At 43.2% G+C, this 16,263-nt stretch carries 16 protein-coding genes and 1 pseudogene; 6 read left to right on the top strand and 11 right to left on the bottom strand.

Translation table 11 applies throughout. The features are described 5' to 3' along the window. Positions 1-9 precede the first annotated feature (9 nt). Complete coding sequence (locus B0682_RS00290; RefSeq protein WP_078306115.1) at positions 10-1,863, top strand: monovalent cation:proton antiporter-2 (CPA2) family protein; 1,854 nt, start codon at positions 10-12, stop codon at positions 1,861-1,863. Between the two features lie 37 nt (positions 1,864-1,900). Here B0682_RS00290 and B0682_RS00285 read toward each other — a convergent pair whose 3' ends face one another. After that, complete coding sequence (locus tag B0682_RS00285) at positions 1,901-2,821, bottom strand: pilin (protein WP_078306114.1); 921 nt, start codon at positions 2,819-2,821, stop codon at positions 1,901-1,903. A gap of 58 nt (positions 2,822-2,879) precedes the next feature. Beyond that, positions 2,880-3,224: pseudogene (locus tag B0682_RS09560) on the bottom strand (hypothetical protein); the annotation flags it as partial. Between the two features lie 252 nt (positions 3,225-3,476). Here B0682_RS09560 and trmB point away from each other — a divergent pair. Continuing rightward, positions 3,477-4,289, top strand: a complete 813-nt coding sequence (gene trmB, locus B0682_RS00275) for a tRNA (guanosine(46)-N7)-methyltransferase TrmB (protein ID WP_143823209.1) — start codon at positions 3,477-3,479, stop codon at positions 4,287-4,289. A 3-nt stretch (positions 4,290-4,292) separates the two neighbouring features. Here trmB and B0682_RS00270 read toward each other — a convergent pair whose 3' ends face one another. Continuing rightward, entirely contained in the window at positions 4,293-5,072 is a 780-nt protein-coding gene (locus tag B0682_RS00270) for a YggS family pyridoxal phosphate-dependent enzyme (protein WP_078306113.1), read from the bottom strand. A gap of 202 nt (positions 5,073-5,274) precedes the next feature. On the opposite strand from B0682_RS00270, the gene B0682_RS00265 reads away from it, so the two are divergent. Together B0682_RS00265 and B0682_RS00260 are read left to right on the top strand one after the other, a co-directional pair. After that, complete coding sequence (locus tag B0682_RS00265) at positions 5,275-6,321, top strand: type IV pilus twitching motility protein PilT (RefSeq protein ID WP_078306112.1); 1,047 nt, start codon at positions 5,275-5,277, stop codon at positions 6,319-6,321. Between the two features lie 22 nt (positions 6,322-6,343). Then, positions 6,344-7,465, top strand: a complete 1,122-nt coding sequence (locus tag B0682_RS00260) for a PilT/PilU family type 4a pilus ATPase (RefSeq protein WP_078306111.1) — start codon at positions 6,344-6,346, stop codon at positions 7,463-7,465. A 66-nt stretch (positions 7,466-7,531) separates the two neighbouring features. Here the strand turns inward: B0682_RS00260 and B0682_RS00255 are convergent, their stop codons facing one another. Beyond that, positions 7,532-7,711: a hypothetical protein gene (locus tag B0682_RS00255; protein WP_078306110.1), complete on the bottom strand. Its 180-nt coding sequence runs from the start codon at positions 7,709-7,711 to the stop codon at positions 7,532-7,534. A gap of 60 nt (positions 7,712-7,771) precedes the next feature. Then, positions 7,772-8,206 (bottom strand): ferric iron uptake transcriptional regulator, encoded by a 435-nt coding sequence (gene fur, locus B0682_RS00250; protein ID WP_078306109.1) that lies wholly within the window; start codon positions 8,204-8,206, stop codon positions 7,772-7,774. A gap of 214 nt (positions 8,207-8,420) precedes the next feature. Here fur and B0682_RS00245 point away from each other — a divergent pair, with 214 nt between their 5' ends. Next, on the top strand, positions 8,421-8,804 hold the full coding sequence (locus B0682_RS00245) for an outer membrane protein assembly factor BamE (protein ID WP_078306108.1): 384 nt from the start codon (positions 8,421-8,423) through the stop codon (positions 8,802-8,804). Between the two features lie 104 nt (positions 8,805-8,908). On the opposite strand, the gene B0682_RS00240 is transcribed toward B0682_RS00245, so the two are convergent. The 3 genes from B0682_RS00240 to B0682_RS00230 all read right to left on the bottom strand — a co-directional run bounded on the left by B0682_RS00240 (position 8,909) and on the right by B0682_RS00230 (position 11,428). Further along, the gene (locus B0682_RS00240; RefSeq protein ID WP_078306107.1) at positions 8,909-9,247 is read right to left on the bottom strand and encodes an RnfH family protein; all 339 of its coding nucleotides are present in this window, start codon (positions 9,245-9,247) and stop codon (positions 8,909-8,911) included. A gap of 86 nt (positions 9,248-9,333) precedes the next feature. Beyond that, positions 9,334-10,539: a hypothetical protein gene (locus tag B0682_RS00235; protein WP_078306106.1), complete on the bottom strand. Its 1,206-nt coding sequence runs from the start codon at positions 10,537-10,539 to the stop codon at positions 9,334-9,336. Positions 10,540-10,762: 223 nt separating this feature from the next. Then, positions 10,763-11,428 carry a c-type cytochrome gene (locus B0682_RS00230; protein WP_078306105.1) on the bottom strand — a complete coding sequence of 222 codons (666 nt, stop codon included), beginning with the start codon at positions 11,426-11,428 and terminating at the stop codon, positions 10,763-10,765. 438 nt (positions 11,429-11,866) lie between these two features. On the opposite strand from B0682_RS00230, the gene yihA reads away from it, so the two are divergent. Next, the gene (gene yihA / locus B0682_RS00225; protein WP_078306104.1) at positions 11,867-12,553 is read left to right on the top strand and encodes a ribosome biogenesis GTP-binding protein YihA/YsxC; all 687 of its coding nucleotides are present in this window, start codon (positions 11,867-11,869) and stop codon (positions 12,551-12,553) included. A gap of 115 nt (positions 12,554-12,668) precedes the next feature. On the opposite strand, the gene B0682_RS00220 is transcribed toward yihA, so the two are convergent. The 3 genes from B0682_RS00220 to B0682_RS00210 form a co-directional block, all read right to left on the bottom strand. Continuing rightward, positions 12,669-13,202, bottom strand: a complete 534-nt coding sequence (locus B0682_RS00220) for an inorganic diphosphatase (protein ID WP_078306103.1) — start codon at positions 13,200-13,202, stop codon at positions 12,669-12,671. Positions 13,203-13,313: 111 nt separating this feature from the next. Continuing rightward, positions 13,314-14,096: a lipoyl(octanoyl) transferase LipB gene (gene lipB, locus B0682_RS00215; protein ID WP_143823221.1), complete on the bottom strand. Its 783-nt coding sequence runs from the start codon at positions 14,094-14,096 to the stop codon at positions 13,314-13,316. Continuing rightward, positions 14,029-15,999, bottom strand: coding sequence for a mechanosensitive ion channel family protein (locus tag B0682_RS00210; RefSeq protein ID WP_078306101.1), 1,971 nt, complete (start codon positions 15,997-15,999; stop codon positions 14,029-14,031). The genes lipB and B0682_RS00210 overlap by 68 nt, the downstream gene beginning before the upstream one ends. Positions 16,000-16,263 lie beyond the last annotated feature (264 nt).

Below are 16,263 nucleotides of genomic sequence, written 5' to 3'. Positions count from 1 at the left end.
GGACATTGTATGTTTGCTGCTGCCACTGGTGGGTCTGATTTGATGTTACAAGTAACGCTGTTTTTGGGAGCAGCGATTGTCTTTGTTCCGTTGGGTAAACGCCTTGGTGTTGCCAGCGTACTGGGTTATTTGATGACAGGATTATTACTTGGCAAGAGTGGTTTAGATGTCGCAGGCAATGCTGAGAGTTTGTTGCATTTTTCTGAGTTTGGCGTGGTGATGTTGCTGTTTTTAATTGGGCTTGAGTTACAACCATCACGCTTATGGGCGTTGCGTCGTTCCATTTTTTTGCTCGGTGGCTTGCAAGTTACGGTTACGGGTGTGATATTGATGGTATTGGTGAATCACCTGTTTGGGCTTAGGCTGGATTCATCATTCATCATTGGCTTTGGTCTGGCGTTATCGTCAACAGCCTTTGTGTTGCAGTTGTTGACTGAACGACAACAACTGTCTGCCACACATGGGCGTGAAGCATTCACCATTTTATTATTTCAAGACATTGCTGTCATTCCATTATTGGCGATTATTCCATTTTTAACAGGGGTGCGTGAGCAAAGTTATGATTTGATATATTTTGCCAAGGTGGTGGCAGTATTTGGTGGGTTGTTTATTGTCAGTCGCTTTGTGGTGCGTCCTTTTTTTCGTTTTGTTGCTCAAAGTGGGGCAAACGAACTCATCACTGCCGTGGCATTGTTCATTGTCATGGGAGTGTCTATTTTAATGGGACATTTGGGCATTTCAATGGCACTGGGCGCATTTTTAACAGGGGTCTTGTTGGCAGATTCTGAATATCGCCACGAGTTAGAAGCCAGTATTGAGCCATTTAAGGGGCTGTTGCTTGGGTTATTTTTTATGTCGGTAGGCATGTTGACCGACATTAAGCTGATTATTGATAACCCCTTGCTCATCATCGGTGGTGCGGTTATCTTAATGCTGATTAAATTTGTGATTTTGTCAGTGATTGCCAAGCTTTTGGGCAATCGCATACCAACAAGCTTGCGTCTGGGCGTGGTGTTGGCACAAGGTGGTGAATTTGCTTTTGTGCTGTTTAGCACCGCCAACAGCCAAGGTCTAATTCAAAATGACATTGCCAATACGTTAACCCTACTCGTTACCCTCTCAATGGCATTAACACCTTTTGCCATGATGCTACTGGATAAAGTGGGTGAACCTTATTTTGCCAAACAACAGCCCAAGCGTGAATATGACACCATTCCCAACCATGAACACAGGGTCATCATTGCAGGCTTTGGACGTATGGGACAAATCATCGCACGGATACTCAGGCTACACAGCATTGAGTTTACCGCCATCGAAAACTCTGCTCACCAAGTGGATTTTGTGCGTAAATTTGGTAACCAAGTTTATTACGGTAACCCCAAAAATCCTGAAACCCTAAGAGCGGCTGGCATCGATAAAGCCAAATTATTTATCTTGGCTGTTGATGACATAGAACAGTCTGTCCAAACCGCCGATCACATCATTCGTCATTATCCCAACTTAACGTTATTGGCAAGGGCACGCAACCGTCAACACTACTACCGTTTAAAAGACATTGGCGTGGTGCATATCTGGCGAGAGACTTATTTAACTTCATTAGACATGTCTCGAGAATCTTTACAAATTTTGGGCTTAAGTCCAGAAAAAGCCATCGAGACCATCCGCACCTTTCGGGATTATGATGATGCCTTATTGGCCAAACAACAAGCCATCTATGATAATGAAGCTGAACTGATAGCCACAGATAAAGCTGCCCTTGTTGAGTTGGAGAGTTTATTTGACGAAGACATGACGCAAGCTAAGAATATTGACAATCAAGTCATCAACACCTTGACAAATGCCGAAGTCAGCAAGCAAAAATAAGCTTAAGAACTCATAATCAAAACACACAGCCATCATATCAATCCATACATTTGGGTGGTTTTTGCTTATGATTAAGTGAGCTGGTACACTGCCAACGGTTATCTTGGGTATGGTAAAACAGCATCTTTTTACCATTGAGATTGCGATTTGGAAAAGAGATGTCCACAAATGTTGCCATAACCGCACAATCCGTCTGCATGCCTGCCACGTTATCCACCACTTGCATGCTCATCTGATGCCCATCAGCGGTAATGGGCAGATTGACAGGACAAACCCCAGTTTGTTCAAAAATGACCGCCACTCGAGACTTAGCACTACTGGCACGGTCATAAGTGGCATAAATAATTTTTTGTGCTTCACTTTTGGCAAAAATGGGCAAAAACTGCACCTGCACCACCGCCACAACAAACAACAAAAACCCCATTGCCAGCCCAAGCCCAAACACGCTCACGCCACCTTCTTTTTGTAAAAATGCTTTTTGTGCCACGTCATCTTTAGGGAACTGCTCAAGGGCATCAGCAATCTCACGCCGTGCCATGCGATAATAATAAGCATCTGACCATCTTGCCACCATCACCGACCAAAATAACCACACCGCCCCACCTATCAGTATCCGTATCGGCATCTGCCAAACATCTGCCATACTGCCAATAAACAAATACTCACAAAACACCAAGATGATGGTGATATTAAGCTGAATAAATGACCAACCTGCCACTGAATAAACAATGGCATCTAAATAACGTTTGCGATACAACAGCCAACCAAAGGTAACAAAAAACGCTGCCCAATGCCATTTGGCAGACAGATGGTTCTGCTTATCAAACTGCTCAAACCGCTTAAGATAATAGGCTTGCGAGCGATGCCCAATATACCATTGGTCAAGCTGTCTACGCTGTTTATCACTTAGCTGAGCTTGATAAAATGGTGGTGGTGAATCGGTTTCGATAAATAGCATTGCCTTGACTCCCTTCCCCCATCGTTCGAGGATTTATTCACAAGACGGTCTAGCCTAGTATCCAGCCCAATGCTTTACGCTTAGATTGTGGGTTATTGGTTCGCCAGTTTGGTTTTGTTTTTTTAAATTGTTTGCAAGATTTGGCGTGGGTTTCATTAATGGTTTGAATGGTGATGGTTTAAATGGTTTGACCATACAAGCCCAATGGTTCACCGCTACCCTTTGTATATTGGATATATTGGGTATATTGGTTTAAATCGTAAGCAGATAGAAATTTACCTTTGCATTGTAGATGCTGAAAACTTAAGTCATTAACATAATTCCACACAAAATTAACCGAACCGCTTAGGTGGTTTGGTTGCTCTGTGTGTTTGTCTCGTATGCACAGCTTGAGTGCTTTCATGAAGTTATTTTAGCAAAATTTATACAAGCGTTATGGTATATGAGTTACCTTAATTCTGTGCATAAAGTCTACGGCATCGGAGAGTAAAAGTCCCTTATCCCAATAGCCATCATCACAAGTTTTGGCTTATAATTAGCCCCATTATAGCACCCACGCATGACAGCACATACGTAAAACCAACTTTAATTGATAAATACTTTAATTGATAAATACTTTAATTGATAAACATTTTAACTAATAAACACATACCCCATGAACATACCAAATATGAACTCAGCCAACATGAACACAGAAAACACCACCAATGACCAAGCAACCAATGAACAAGTAACCAACGGTTCATCTAAAGACAAACAACCTGCCCATCTCCGTTTTGTCAACACCTTTATGAAACGGCGAACACACATGAACAAAATGGCAGAGCAGGCCTTAACTGACCCAAGTTTTGCTCATTACTTAGTTAATGGACAAGATGGCGACATCACAGGCATCACCAACTTGCGACAACTGTTTACCGACACTCACAATACAGCTGATGCCCCCCTGACGCTGGAAATTGGCTTTGGAATGGGGGACTCATTGGTCAAGATGGCAGAGCAAAACCGCCAGCATAACTTTGTTGGCATAGAAGTGCATGAACCAGGCATTGGCAAATGTGCCTATATGGCAGGTGAACTTGGGCTTGATAATCTCAAAATCATCAATGGCGATGCCATAAAACTCATGCAACAACTGCCAGATGAACACATCGACCACATTCAACTGTATTTTCCTGACCCTTGGCAAAAAAAACGCCATCACAAACGCCGTTTTGTCAGCCCAGAGCGGATACCCATCGTGCATCGAGTGCTAAAGACAGGGGGTTGGTTTCACACAGCAACCGATTGGCAAGACTATGCTGAATGGATACTCAATGTGTTGGATAATTTTGATGGATTCAGCAACACTGCAGGGGTTGGCAATGCCACCCCACGACCAGCATTTCGTCCGATGACCAAATTTGAAAAACGGGGCATTGAGCGTGGGCATGGCATTTGGGATTTTATTTTTAGCAAAACGGCATAAGTTTTACCGCTCACCAAATATTGCTGTCCCTACCCGCACCATGGTACTGCCATGATTAATCGCCATCTCCATATCACCACTCATGCCCATGCTCAGCGTGTCCCACTGCTCAAGCTGTGGATAACCGTTGCTGATGTCATCAAACAACGCTTTTGTGCGAACAAAGGCATCTGTGCTGTCCTTAGCAGGAATGACCATCAGCCCACGCAAATTGAGCTTAGGATATGCCATGATACGCTCAACCAGTGCCATCACGTCGCTGGGGTGGCAGCCAGACTTACGGCTTTCATCATCAATGTTGACTTGAATCAGCACATTAAGGGGTGATAGGTCATCAGCCCGTTGGTCGTTGAGCCGTTTGGCAATGATATCACGCTCGATGGTATGCACCCAATCGAAGTGTTTGGCAATATCACGAGTTTTATTGCGTTGAATATGACCAATATAATGCCACACAATGGGCATGGCATTAGCCTTTGAGGCATCTGTCAACTCGCTGAGCTGGCTGATTTTTTCCACCGCTTCTTGTAGATAATTTTCGCCAAAATGCTGTTGTCCTGCTTGATACAGGGTGTTTATCATTTCAACAGATTTGGTTTTTGAGACTGCCAGTAAGATGATGTCATTGGCGGATTTGGTCAATTTGACAGATTGTGATTGCTGTTTGGCATTGCAAACTTGAGTGATTTGCTCTTTAACCATTTGCCATCGTGCCATCAGAGCTTGACGTTGGTTGTCTGTCAGTGTGTTAGATTGTTCAAAGGCTTGAGAATGATTGGGCATGATGTGTCCTTATCGGTTTTGATGGGGGTTGATTTTTATGTTTTCAAAGATGCTTACTAAGATGGTGGTTTTGGTCATTTTTTACTCTGACAAATCCGTCAAGTCTTGCTATTATAAGCAAATGACTGTGGTGTCTATTTTATGACACATCTTCATCAGTTCATAAAGCCTTTTAATAAAAACAACCGTAAGGAACTCTATCATGAGTCAAGTCAGTATTGAAGATTTGTTACGCTTTGTGGTCAAAAACAAAGCTTCGGATTTGCACATTTCAGCAGGTCTGCCTGCGATGATACGTGTCGATGGTGAAGTTCAACGCATCAACATGGCACCCCTAGAACACAAAGATGTTCATCAGCTTATCTATGACATCATGAACGACAAACAACGTGCAGATTATGAAGAGTTTTTTGAAACTGACTTTTCTTTTGAAATCCCTAAACTTGCTCGCTTTCGTGTCAACGCCTTTAACCAAAACCGTGGAGCAGGTGCGGTGTTTCGTACCATTCCATCAGAAGTATTGACCATGGAACAACTTGGCATGGGTGATGTGTTTAAAAAAGTGTCTAACTTTAAAAAAGGCGTGGTGCTGGTTACAGGACCGACAGGCTCAGGCAAATCCACCACATTGGCAGCGATGATTGACTATATCAATGAGACCCGTCGTGAGCATATCTTGACCATTGAGGACCCCATTGAGTTTGTCCATGAATCCAAAAAAAGCTTGGTCAACCAGCGTGAAGTTCACCGTGATACCCTAAGCTTTGATGCTGCATTACGCTCAGCTCTTCGTGAAGACCCTGACATCATCTTGGTGGGTGAGATGCGTGACCTTGAAACCATTCGCCTTGCTTTGACTGCTGCTGAAACAGGACACTTGGTGTTTGGCACTTTGCACACCAGCTCTGCGGCTAAAACCATTGACCGTGTGATTGACGTGTTCCCTGCTGCCGAAAAAGACATGATACGAGCCATGCTTTCTGAGTCATTACAAGCGGTTATCTCACAAACCCTACTGAAACGTCAGACAGGAGGTCGGGTAGCAGCTCACGAAATCATGCTTGGCACGCCTGCCATTCGTAACCTTATCCGTGAAAACAAAGTTGCTCAGATGTATTCTGCCATTCAAACTGGAGCAGGCGAAGGCATGACGACGCTGGATCAAACCCTAAAAAACTTAGTCAGTAAAGGCACCATCAGCAAAGAATCTGCCCGCGCGTATGCCAAACAGCCTGAAGCTTTTGTTTAATGCTCAATGAGAGACGTTTATTATGGATTTTGATAAATTATTACAATTAATGGTAAAACAAAACGGCTCAGACCTATTCATTACCGCCAATGTGCCACCATCTATAAAAATTAATGGTCAAATCATGCCTGTGAGCAAATCACCATTATCACCCAAGCAAACCATGCAGCTGGTTACCAGCATCATGACCAACAGCCAAAAACAAGAATTTGAAGAGACCAATGAGTGCCAGTTTGCCATTAGCGATAAAGGTGAGACAGCACGCTTTCGTGTCAGTGCTTTTATCCAACGAAACCATGCTGGCATGGTGCTGCGTAAAATTGAAACAGAAATCCCCACGGTTGAAGACTTAAATCTGCCCATCATCTTAAAAGAATTGGCGATGAAAAAACGTGGCATTATCCTATTGGTCGGAGCAACAGGCACAGGTAAATCCACCACCCTTGCCGCCATGATGGGCTATCGCAATGCCAACTCTCGAGGACACATCATCACCATCGAAGACCCCATTGAATACGTCCACGAACACAAAGGCTGTATCGTTACTCAACGTGAAGTGGGTATTGACACCCTATCGTTTGAAGCGGGGCTAAAAAACACCCTGCGTCAAGCCCCAGATGTGATTTTGATTGGGGAGATTCGTAACCGTGAAGTCATGAGTTACGCCATTCAATATGCCGAAACAGGGCATTTGGTATTTGCCACCTTGCACGCTAACAACGCCAACCAAGCCATTGACCGCATCATTCACTTTTTTGAGGCCGACCGTCATAATCAACTATTTATGGACTTGTCGCTCAACTTACGTGCCATCATTGCCCAACAGCTGATACCCACACCAGATGGCAAAGGGCGACGAGCAGCGATTGAGATTTTGTTAAATTCACAACTTATCAGTGACTTTATTCGTAAAGGAGAAGTCCATGAAATTAAGCCTGTGATGAAGCGTTCTCGTGAGCAGGGCATGCAAACCTTTGACCAAGCCTTGTTTGATTTGTATGAAGCAGGTGAAATCACTTACAAAGATGCCCTCAAACACGCCGATTCACCCAATGACCTACGCCTACAAATCAAACTAGAAGGCAAAAATGCAGGTCAAGACATAGATGATGACAACACATTGTCTTTAGACATTAATGAATGATTTGGACATTAATGAATGATGTCACTAGCCCCACCATCAAACCCAGCGGTGTTGGTGGGCTTAACGTCATGAATACTCACACACTTTCTTTTCTTCATCATATCGACCACCACCATCTAAGCAGGCATCTTTTGCATCACAAGCGGTAAGCAACCCTGCCCCTAAGGTCAGTACCAACATACCTTTTATCAACATCTCTTTAAACATGATTTCTTTTAATGGCATGCCACTGCTCCATATGCTCATTTAAATTCTCGTTTGAACGAACGGACAATATTATCATCAGTTTTATGACGATTCTATACTTTACGATTTTATACTTTCACGACAAGATTTGTTGGCACAAATGCCATAAAGCACCAACGAATGTCCAGATAATTTAAAACCATGCTCTTTAGCAACCTGTTTTTGTTGTGCTTCAATGATGTCGTTATGAAACTCAATGATTTTACCGCACACATCGCACACCAAGTGGTCGTGGTGTTCTCCGTGAGATATCTCAAATACCGACAAGTTATTTTCAAAATTATGCCGTTCAACAATGCCCGCCTGCTCAAACTGGGTCAATACTCGATAAACTGTCGCCAAGCCCACATCTTCTCCTTGGTCAATCAAGGCTTTATACACTTCTTCTGCACTCATATGATGCTGTTGAGCATTTTCTAGTAACTCTAAAATTTTTACCCTTGGTAAGGTAACTTTTAGTCCAGCTTTTCTAAGGTCTTGATTGGTATAGGCCATAATATTCTCCATATTTAACGAATAACGTCCATCATAAAAAAATTAAATGATAAAGTCGCTTAAGGTGAACAAAAACCAAACAAAAACCCAAGCCAATCTTGTTTAGCAACTGATACAAAATGACATCACCCAAATTGCATAAATAAGGCATTTGCTTTATCATTGTTTGACCTTTTTATCTTACTGTTTTTTTAGTTAAAATGAAATGACCATCATGAATGTCTTTACTCGATTTATAAAAAACCCATTTACCATCACCACGATGGCGTTGAGCATCAGTGTTTTGGGTGGCTGCTCACTATTGTCTGTCCATACCATCGACATACCCCAAGGCACTCACATCACCCAAATACAAGCCAAACAAATACAAATCGGTATGGACAGTGAGCAAGTACTGTATCTATTGGGCAGTCCTGCCGTCAACGACACACTCAATCCAAGACGTTGGGATTATCTGTATGATTACACCGCAGGGACAGACGGTAAGCGACAAGGCAAGCTCAACACTCACAACGCCAAGCAACGTTTGAGTGTCTATTTTGATGAACAGGCAAAAGTCAGCCGCATTGAAGGCATCGAAACCTTACCTATCAGATAGCTGACACATTAGATGGTCCACCAAACAGCTCATCAAATGGCAAAAGATAAACAATGACTGCCTTGTGCGTTAGGACGATTGATATGGTCAGTCAGTGATGGTGGCTACTTTTGTTTGCGTCTTTGCATCGGTTCAACGCTTAATGCTCGATAGACTTCTACCCTATCATAAGCTTGCAACACATAACTTAAGGGTTGTTTTTGGGAAAATATCCCCACTCGCCAATCTTTGGCAGTGGGTTTTTGTTCATCTTGATGTGCCTGACACCATGCTTTAAGCTCAAAAAATTCATCAAGCCAACCGCACAGCTTTAATGCTTGATAAATGGTCGTACCACTTTTGATTTGTAACGACTGATATAGTTGTCGCTGGCTGATTTTATGTGTTTGACCATCAGTTGGTTCGTCAGGAGCATATGCCAAAGTAATCGGAATGTGGGTCATTGATAGGCTCACTTTATAAATGCTAAAACATAAAACATGTCATCTAAAATCAGACAATGTTCACAAAAACACCTCTGAAAAAAACATCACCCCAACCAAATCTGTACCCAACCCACCATCGCAACCAATAATGCCAATGGCACAAAAATACGAATGGCAACACGCCATAGGTTATAATTGATTTCGCTAGAGAAGTTTAACGATTTTCTTAAATGACTGATTTTCATCTGCCAACCCACAAAAACACTTAATACCAATACGCTGATGATGCTTAGCATCACCGTCAATCCCCACAGCACATAAACTGGTAACACCACCAGCACTAATGCTGGCAATAGCATCAGCATTGACTTTACCAATCCTAATCGCTCTTTGACTTGAATCATGGTCATAGACACCAAAGCGATTGCCAAACTCACCCCTGCCATCACCAACAGCCCAGATGCCAGTGTACTGCCCATCTTAGCACCTTGTACCAACGTTGTGTCAGTAGACATCAGCATCAACGTCATTGATAAGGTGGCTTCTTTACTTGCCACCAATACCATCGCCACCAGTCCCACCACCACTTGCACCGCCAAAATAGGCAACACCTGCCGACTGGCAGACGATTGAGATTGAGCAGATTGATTGACCTGATTTGGTTGGGCTTGGTTTAAGTTGGTTTGGTTTAAGTTGGTTTGGCTTAGCTCCCACCAATACACACCACCACCCACAGCAAAGCAAAGTAATGCCAACGCCACTGCCCTTGCCCATTCAGCCAAAGAAAATGCTGTCATCTGCATATTGGTCAGCTCAAAACCATCTGCCAGATGAATGCCAATGGTGGCAAGCACCGCCAACAATGCCAATAACAGCATGGGTTTTATCAAACCAGACCCCAGCACACTTATCATCAGCACTACTGCCATCAACAACGCCCCAACCACAAACGTTGGCAACACCACCCCCACCATGGCAAATAATGCTTGACCATGCACACCAATGCTGGCAATCACCAAAGCCGCCAAAGATAAGGCTGTCAGCTGTGCCAACCACCCATAGCCACGCCATGCCATGCTGGAATCGGATTCTCTGGTTAATACAGGCATCGCCAACAAGGGAGATTGCCCACTGCGTCTGGCAAGCCCAATCTCAGCAAACAACACGGGCAAGCTTACCAATAGCATGGCAACAAGCCACGCCAACCAAAAATCCATTTGACTGGCATAAGGCTCAGCAAACCAAGTAAACAAAAATAACGGCAACACACAAGCCAACAAATAAGAAGCAGAAAGTTTGGTTGATTGCATGACTGTTCCAATCACGGTTAATATACAATTAAAAAACAGCTAATACACAGTTAAAAAATTAATTGATAATTAATAAAAGTTAATAAAAGGTGAAACAAAACGCCCCATAAAATTCTCATGACTTTATGGGGCAAGATGGAGCAAGGTATGATGGGCAAAGTATGGAAAAAGACAAACACAAAATGACCATAAAATATCTGTCTATCGGCTCAAAATATGTGGATTAGTGCAATCCAGCAATCAAGTCTGACAGCATGGCGATGTCTTTGTCAGATAAGTGTTTTGCCACCATCTGCATCATGCCTTTTTCACCTTCTTTGGCAGCATCGTTGACACGCATCTGGTCTTTACTGACATCATCTTCACGACCAGCAGCACGAAATAACTTTAACTGCGTGGCGACATAAGCCGAATGCTGACCACCCAAGCGTGGAAAACCTGCCCACGCATTGCCTTGACCTTTAGGGTCATGACAGCCAGAACACGGAATGACGCCACGACTCTTATCACCACCTAAATACAATTTAATGGCTTGGTCTGCGGTGGCAGGGTTGCCATAACTGACACCCCAAGGCTGTTGACTGGCATAAAAAGCTGAGACATTCGCAAGGTCTTGCTGAGATAAGTTGGCAACCTGTGCTTGCATGATGCCATTGACTCGATGACCAGACTTAAAGTCCAGTAGCTGTTTGTACAGATATTTGATGTGCTGACCGCCCAAGTTCGGTTGTGACGGCACAACGCTGACCCCATTGACACCATGACAAGCGGCACAATTATTCTCTGCAATGGTTTTGCCAGCTTCGATGTCATGCTTAGGCACGTTGATGGCTGCCAATGCACTCACACTGAACAACGACAAACTGACGGCAGTGAGCAATTTTTTCATCGATAAAATCCTACTTACTTAAATTTGGCTTAATTTGAGCTAAGCGAATAAAATGTGGGTGTTGTGGGTGTATTGCCAAAACGGCTGGATAAGCATCAGTAAAAACAATCTTGGTTCAAACAACACTAATCCCTACAATAAATCCCTACAATAAATCCCTACAATAAATCCAGTTTTCAGCCGTCATTATAGCAAGACTTACGTCATTTTTGATACAAATTGTGACCTAATGGGCAATTTTTTTGTGATTTATTCTGTTGTGATGTGAATGGTGTGATGAGTTTGCCCATTAAGTTTGTTACAATTTGGCTTCTTTGTGCAAAAATATTTTAACAACACATGCCAGCCTAAGTGCTTTTAATTAAACTGCTTTTAATCCAACCGCTTTTAATTAAGCTGACTGTCATTAAGCTTAAACTGACGTTTTAAGGTCAAACCATGACTTATGCCCAAACCCCAAACCAAGACAAAACCAACCCCCACTCAATCAATCGCCATCTGAAACGCATTTGGCAAACTGAATTTTTGATGTCTGCCCCCACCTTTCAACTTTGTCCTGCTGACAGTGGCTTTGAAGTGGCATTTGCAGGACGGTCAAATGCGGGCAAATCTTCTGCCATTAACACTTTGACCAATCAAAGACAACTTGCTCGCTCCTCTAAAACCCCAGGGCGTACGCAAATGATTAACTTCTTTAAGGTGGGTAATGATACTCAGCGTATCGTGGATTTACCAGGATATGGTTATGCTGCTGTGCCTGAAGAGATGAAACGAGAATGGCAAGTGGAACTAGAGTCCTATTTGGTCGATAGAAAAAGTTTGGCAGGTTTGGTATTGATGACTGATATCCGCCATCCACTCAAATATTTTGACGAACAAATGCTATTGTGGGCAAAAGATGGTGAGTTGCCTGTGCATGTGTTGTTGACCAAAGCTGACAAACTTAAATTTGGACAAGCCAAAAACACCTTACTAAAAACTCAACAAACCTTACAAAGGCTGGATTTACCATTTAGCATTCAGTCATTTTCTGCCCTTAAAAAACAAGGCATTGATGAGCTGGCAACTGTGGTGGGGCAATGGCTACAACTTGACAGTTCGTCAAATCAATCGGTCATATCATAAGCAAGCTGACTGACAACTTGCTCATCATTAGACTGGTTCATCATTAAAGCTTATCGTGATTCATTTTAACCGTTATCAGCAGTCATCACGAAAGCATGAATCACGGATTAGGGGATTAGGCGTCATCTTTCCAGCGTTGAATGGCATCACGAATCACTTGCTTGGCTTCAGCGACATCACCCCAAGAGTCAACAGTGGTGCTGTCTGCTTTTTTTAGGTCCTTATAACGGTTAAAATGAAATTCTAACTGTTTAATGAACTGCTTTGGTAAGTCATCTAGGCCATTGATGGCGTTGCCTGTGTTTCGGTCATCGGCAGGCACAACGATGATTTTATCATCAACTTCACCATCATCCACAAATTTCATCACACCAATGACTTTGGCTTCTAAGAACACCCCTGTTGGTAATGGTTCAGTGGTGATGACTAAGGCATCTAATTCATCACCATCTTCATCTAACGTTTGGGGAATAAAGCCATAATTGCAAGGCTTAGCAAAGATGGCTGGCTCAACTCTGTCAAGCTTAAAGCAGCCCAATTGACGCTTCCATTCAACTTTGTGGTTACTGCCTGTGGGGATTTCGATGACCACGTTAATCACACCATTATCAACATCGCCTGCGTCCAATATTTGATTAAAATCTGCCATGTGTGTTCTCCTTATAAAAAATACATAACATGTTTGTAATAATTGCTCAGCAAGTATAGCAAGACAGACATACCGTTGTCATCTAACTGTCATCTAACTGTTGCCTAACTGTCATTGACGCAATGCCACCTGCCCTTGATGACGTTGTGTGATGGCATGTATCAGATTTTGACTGACTTGGTTGTCATTGATGCGGCCATCATCTGCCTGACCATCACCCATGGGTATCAAGTCCGCCAATCTGAGCATTTGCATGCCTGCATAACCACAAGGATTAATTAAATGAAACGCTGACAAATCACAACTGACATTTAAAGCGATGCCATGATAACTAAAGCCATGCTTAATTTTAAAGCCTAATGAAGCGATTTTACCCAACATCTCACCTAATGTGCCATCTTGTTGTTGTTGATAAATATACACCCCTGGGGCATCTTGGCGTGCTTTAGCAACTAAGTTGTTGACATTGGGCTTGTTGACATTCGGCTTGCTGGCATTGGCAGACATGGTCGCTGTGGCTAAATAGCCATTCACCACATCTTCTATGGCCTGTTCAGCATGAGACACCAAATCTCGCACTTTCCAATCCAGAGCATTTAAGTCAAACAGCCAGTACACCACCAACTGCCCATGCCCATGCCATGTTACTTGTCCGCCACGGTCAGTTTGGATAATGGGCGTGTCATTGCGTGCCAAGATGTGTTCAGGTTTACCCGCCTGCCCTAAGGTATAGACATCGTTATGGTCAACCACCCATAACTCATCTGGTGTGTCTATTCCTGCCTTTTTATCGTCAATGCGTGCCAGCGTTCGCTGGAGCATGGCTTCATGGGTTGGTTGATAGTCCGCTTGGGTCAGATAACGCACCTTTGGTATTGGTACTGTGAATGGCATCGGTGTTGTGAGATGATTGACGTTGGGTATGGTCATTTTTTGTCCTTACGCTGGGTTGATTTGGGTAGGTTTTTGGAACGGGTGATGACTCAGACATGCCATGATCAGTATTCAGCAGCAACTGCTGTGTTGGCAAGGCGTGTTCAACATCATACTCTGCCACTTTATTTAGAATATCTAACAGCACCGTGGTCTGTTTTTCATAAAACTCAACAATGCCACTGGCATGAATGTAAGCTTGTAATTCGATGACATAGCAATCTTGACGCAACTCAATCAGATAGACTTGATTCCATTCTTGATTGGTGAGTTCATGATTGCGTAAAAATTGCTCAAGGTCATAAATCAGTTCCTTTAATATCCTAGGCTCTGCTGAGCGTTTGATAAACAGCTTATGATAAAAACGGAACATATCACGAGCAGCGTAGTTCTCAATCATCATTGATGAAAAGTCACCATTAGGCACGGTAACAATGGTGCGAGTTAAAGTACGAATGCGAGTTGAGCGAATGCCAATATCTATCACCGTCCCTTCAAGACTGCCAAAACGACAATAATCACCGACTCGAATGGGGCGGTCGGCCACCACCACCAAACTACCGACCAAATTTTCTACCGTCTTTTGCGCCCCCAATGCCAATGCCAAACCACCCACCCCAAGAGCAGCAATACCACCAGTCAAATCAAAACCCAAATTACCAAAGATAATGATGGCAGCAAAGATAAATAGCAACACTTTTGCCATTTTGCGTAACAGACCGATAATCGCTAATCGCTCAACATAGTTACGCTTATAACTGATGCGTTCGGCACTGCCAAACACCGCATCAATCACCCGAAGCAACAGCCAACTAACCGCCATCAATGCCAAAATTTCGCTAAAACGATTGACTGGCTCTCGCACCGTTACCGACACGCCAGCCAGTAACATAATTTCGGTCAACATCAGCGATGTCAACACCACCGAAAACGGTAAAATCACTTTGCCATTGATGGGTAACGGGCGGTTTCTGACTCTGGGATAAACAAAATTAACCAGTAAATACAACAGCCATACCAGCACATACATGACCATAAAACAGCTGAGTACCAATAGCACTACCGCCATGATGTCTGCAAGGTCAAGATTGAGAATTTTTTTGCCCTTTAACGCATCAATGGTATAGCGCTCTACCCAAGTCATCTTATGGGTATTGACCTGTGTGTTGATGGCATCAATGGTATCTTTAGAAAACTTCCAGTATGGTGATGCCGTCTGTGTCTGTACTCGCTCAACTATCAGTGGCACTTGTCCATCTTCGACACGAATAAAGCCAACGTGATCACGATGAGCAGGCAGGTTATCGTGGACATTGCCCTCAGGTAAATTGCTGATTTGCAAATCTGTGTCCAACCGTCCACCCGTATCTAAAGCTTTTTTGAACTTACGTACCGTTACAGGGGCGTTATCAGCAGGACTTAAGTTCATATAATTACTGGCAAGCAGTGGCTCATCATCAGTCAATGCTCGAAGTAATCCCAGTACAGTGCCACGTGGTGTTTCTCGCCCAAAAGGGTCAGGCGTTGTGTTGATTTGGGCTTCACGCTCTTCGCCACCATCAGCCAATGGGGAGCTGGTCGTGGTTGGTACGGTTGTTGGCATGGTTGGCGTGGCAGCCACAGCCGTTTGAGCAGTTAATAAGCTCACCACAGACAAACCAAGCACAAAGCAACTCACCACCATCAAAAAAACCAACAGCTGACATGCCTTTGTCTGTGGTATTTTGGCTTGATTGGCTGGCACTTGATTAATTAACAATGACAGCAAGACAGATGATGGCGGTGCAGATGATGAACGCATAAACACACTTTGATTTTTTAGCTGGGTACTTTTGGGTTGGGTAAAATTGGTCAATGATGACATTGATGAACCATAACATTCTAATTATAACATTGGTTAGAGTATTTGCTAATGGTTGAATGGTTTTTAAGTTAAACTAAAATTAGGATTTTTAGTCATAATCCATGACCATATGACATCATCATCGACTCACACATCGCCATTCATTCACACATCACCATATGGCATTCACTTCATAAGCGAAATCTGTTAAAGTCAACACAAACACAATCACCAGAATAACCGTCTTAAATAACCGTCTTAAATAATAACCACCCCACCCCAAAG

Source organism: Lwoffella lincolnii, from assembly GCF_002014765.1.
Taxonomy (GTDB): Bacteria; Pseudomonadota; Gammaproteobacteria; order Pseudomonadales; family Moraxellaceae; genus Psychrobacter; species Psychrobacter lincolnii.
The sequence above is the reverse complement of the archived record's forward strand: the minus strand, read 5'-3'. Positions and strand labels throughout refer to the sequence as shown.

What these genes read in the sequence shown, in the direction of transcription:
- B0682_RS00240 (WP_078306107.1), bottom strand. Translation starts at nt 9,247, where the DNA reads ATGACCCACATTCCGATTACTTTGGCATATGCTCCTGACGAACCAACT.
- B0682_RS00290 (WP_078306115.1), top strand. Translation starts at nt 10, where the DNA reads ATGTTTGCTGCTGCCACTGGTGGGTCTGATTTGATGTTACAAGTAACG.
- trmB (WP_143823209.1), top strand. Translation starts at nt 3,477, where the DNA reads ATGAACATACCAAATATGAACTCAGCCAACATGAACACAGAAAACACC.
- B0682_RS00220 (WP_078306103.1), bottom strand. Translation starts at nt 13,202, where the DNA reads ATGGCAGATTTTAATCAAATATTGGACGCAGGCGATGTTGATAATGGT.
- B0682_RS00210 (WP_078306101.1), bottom strand. Translation starts at nt 15,999, where the DNA reads ATGTCATCATTGACCAATTTTACCCAACCCAAAAGTACCCAGCTAAAA.
- lipB (WP_143823221.1), bottom strand. Translation starts at nt 14,096, where the DNA reads ATGCCATTCACAGTACCAATACCAAAGGTGCGTTATCTGACCCAAGCG.
- fur (WP_078306109.1), bottom strand. Translation starts at nt 8,206, where the DNA reads ATGGCCTATACCAATCAAGACCTTAGAAAAGCTGGACTAAAAGTTACC.
- B0682_RS00230 (WP_078306105.1), bottom strand. Translation starts at nt 11,428, where the DNA reads ATGAAAAAATTGCTCACTGCCGTCAGTTTGTCGTTGTTCAGTGTGAGT.
- B0682_RS00270 (WP_078306113.1), bottom strand. Translation starts at nt 5,072, where the DNA reads ATGCCCAATCATTCTCAAGCCTTTGAACAATCTAACACACTGACAGAC.
- B0682_RS00285 (WP_078306114.1), bottom strand. Translation starts at nt 2,821, where the DNA reads ATGCTATTTATCGAAACCGATTCACCACCACCATTTTATCAAGCTCAG.
- B0682_RS00255 (WP_078306110.1), bottom strand. Translation starts at nt 7,711, where the DNA reads ATGAGCATATGGAGCAGTGGCATGCCATTAAAAGAAATCATGTTTAAA.
- B0682_RS00245 (WP_078306108.1), top strand. Translation starts at nt 8,421, where the DNA reads ATGAATGTCTTTACTCGATTTATAAAAAACCCATTTACCATCACCACG.
- B0682_RS00235 (WP_078306106.1), bottom strand. Translation starts at nt 10,539, where the DNA reads ATGCAATCAACCAAACTTTCTGCTTCTTATTTGTTGGCTTGTGTGTTG.
- B0682_RS00265 (WP_078306112.1), top strand. Translation starts at nt 5,275, where the DNA reads ATGAGTCAAGTCAGTATTGAAGATTTGTTACGCTTTGTGGTCAAAAAC.
- B0682_RS00260 (WP_078306111.1), top strand. Translation starts at nt 6,344, where the DNA reads ATGGATTTTGATAAATTATTACAATTAATGGTAAAACAAAACGGCTCA.
- yihA (WP_078306104.1), top strand. Translation starts at nt 11,867, where the DNA reads ATGACTTATGCCCAAACCCCAAACCAAGACAAAACCAACCCCCACTCA.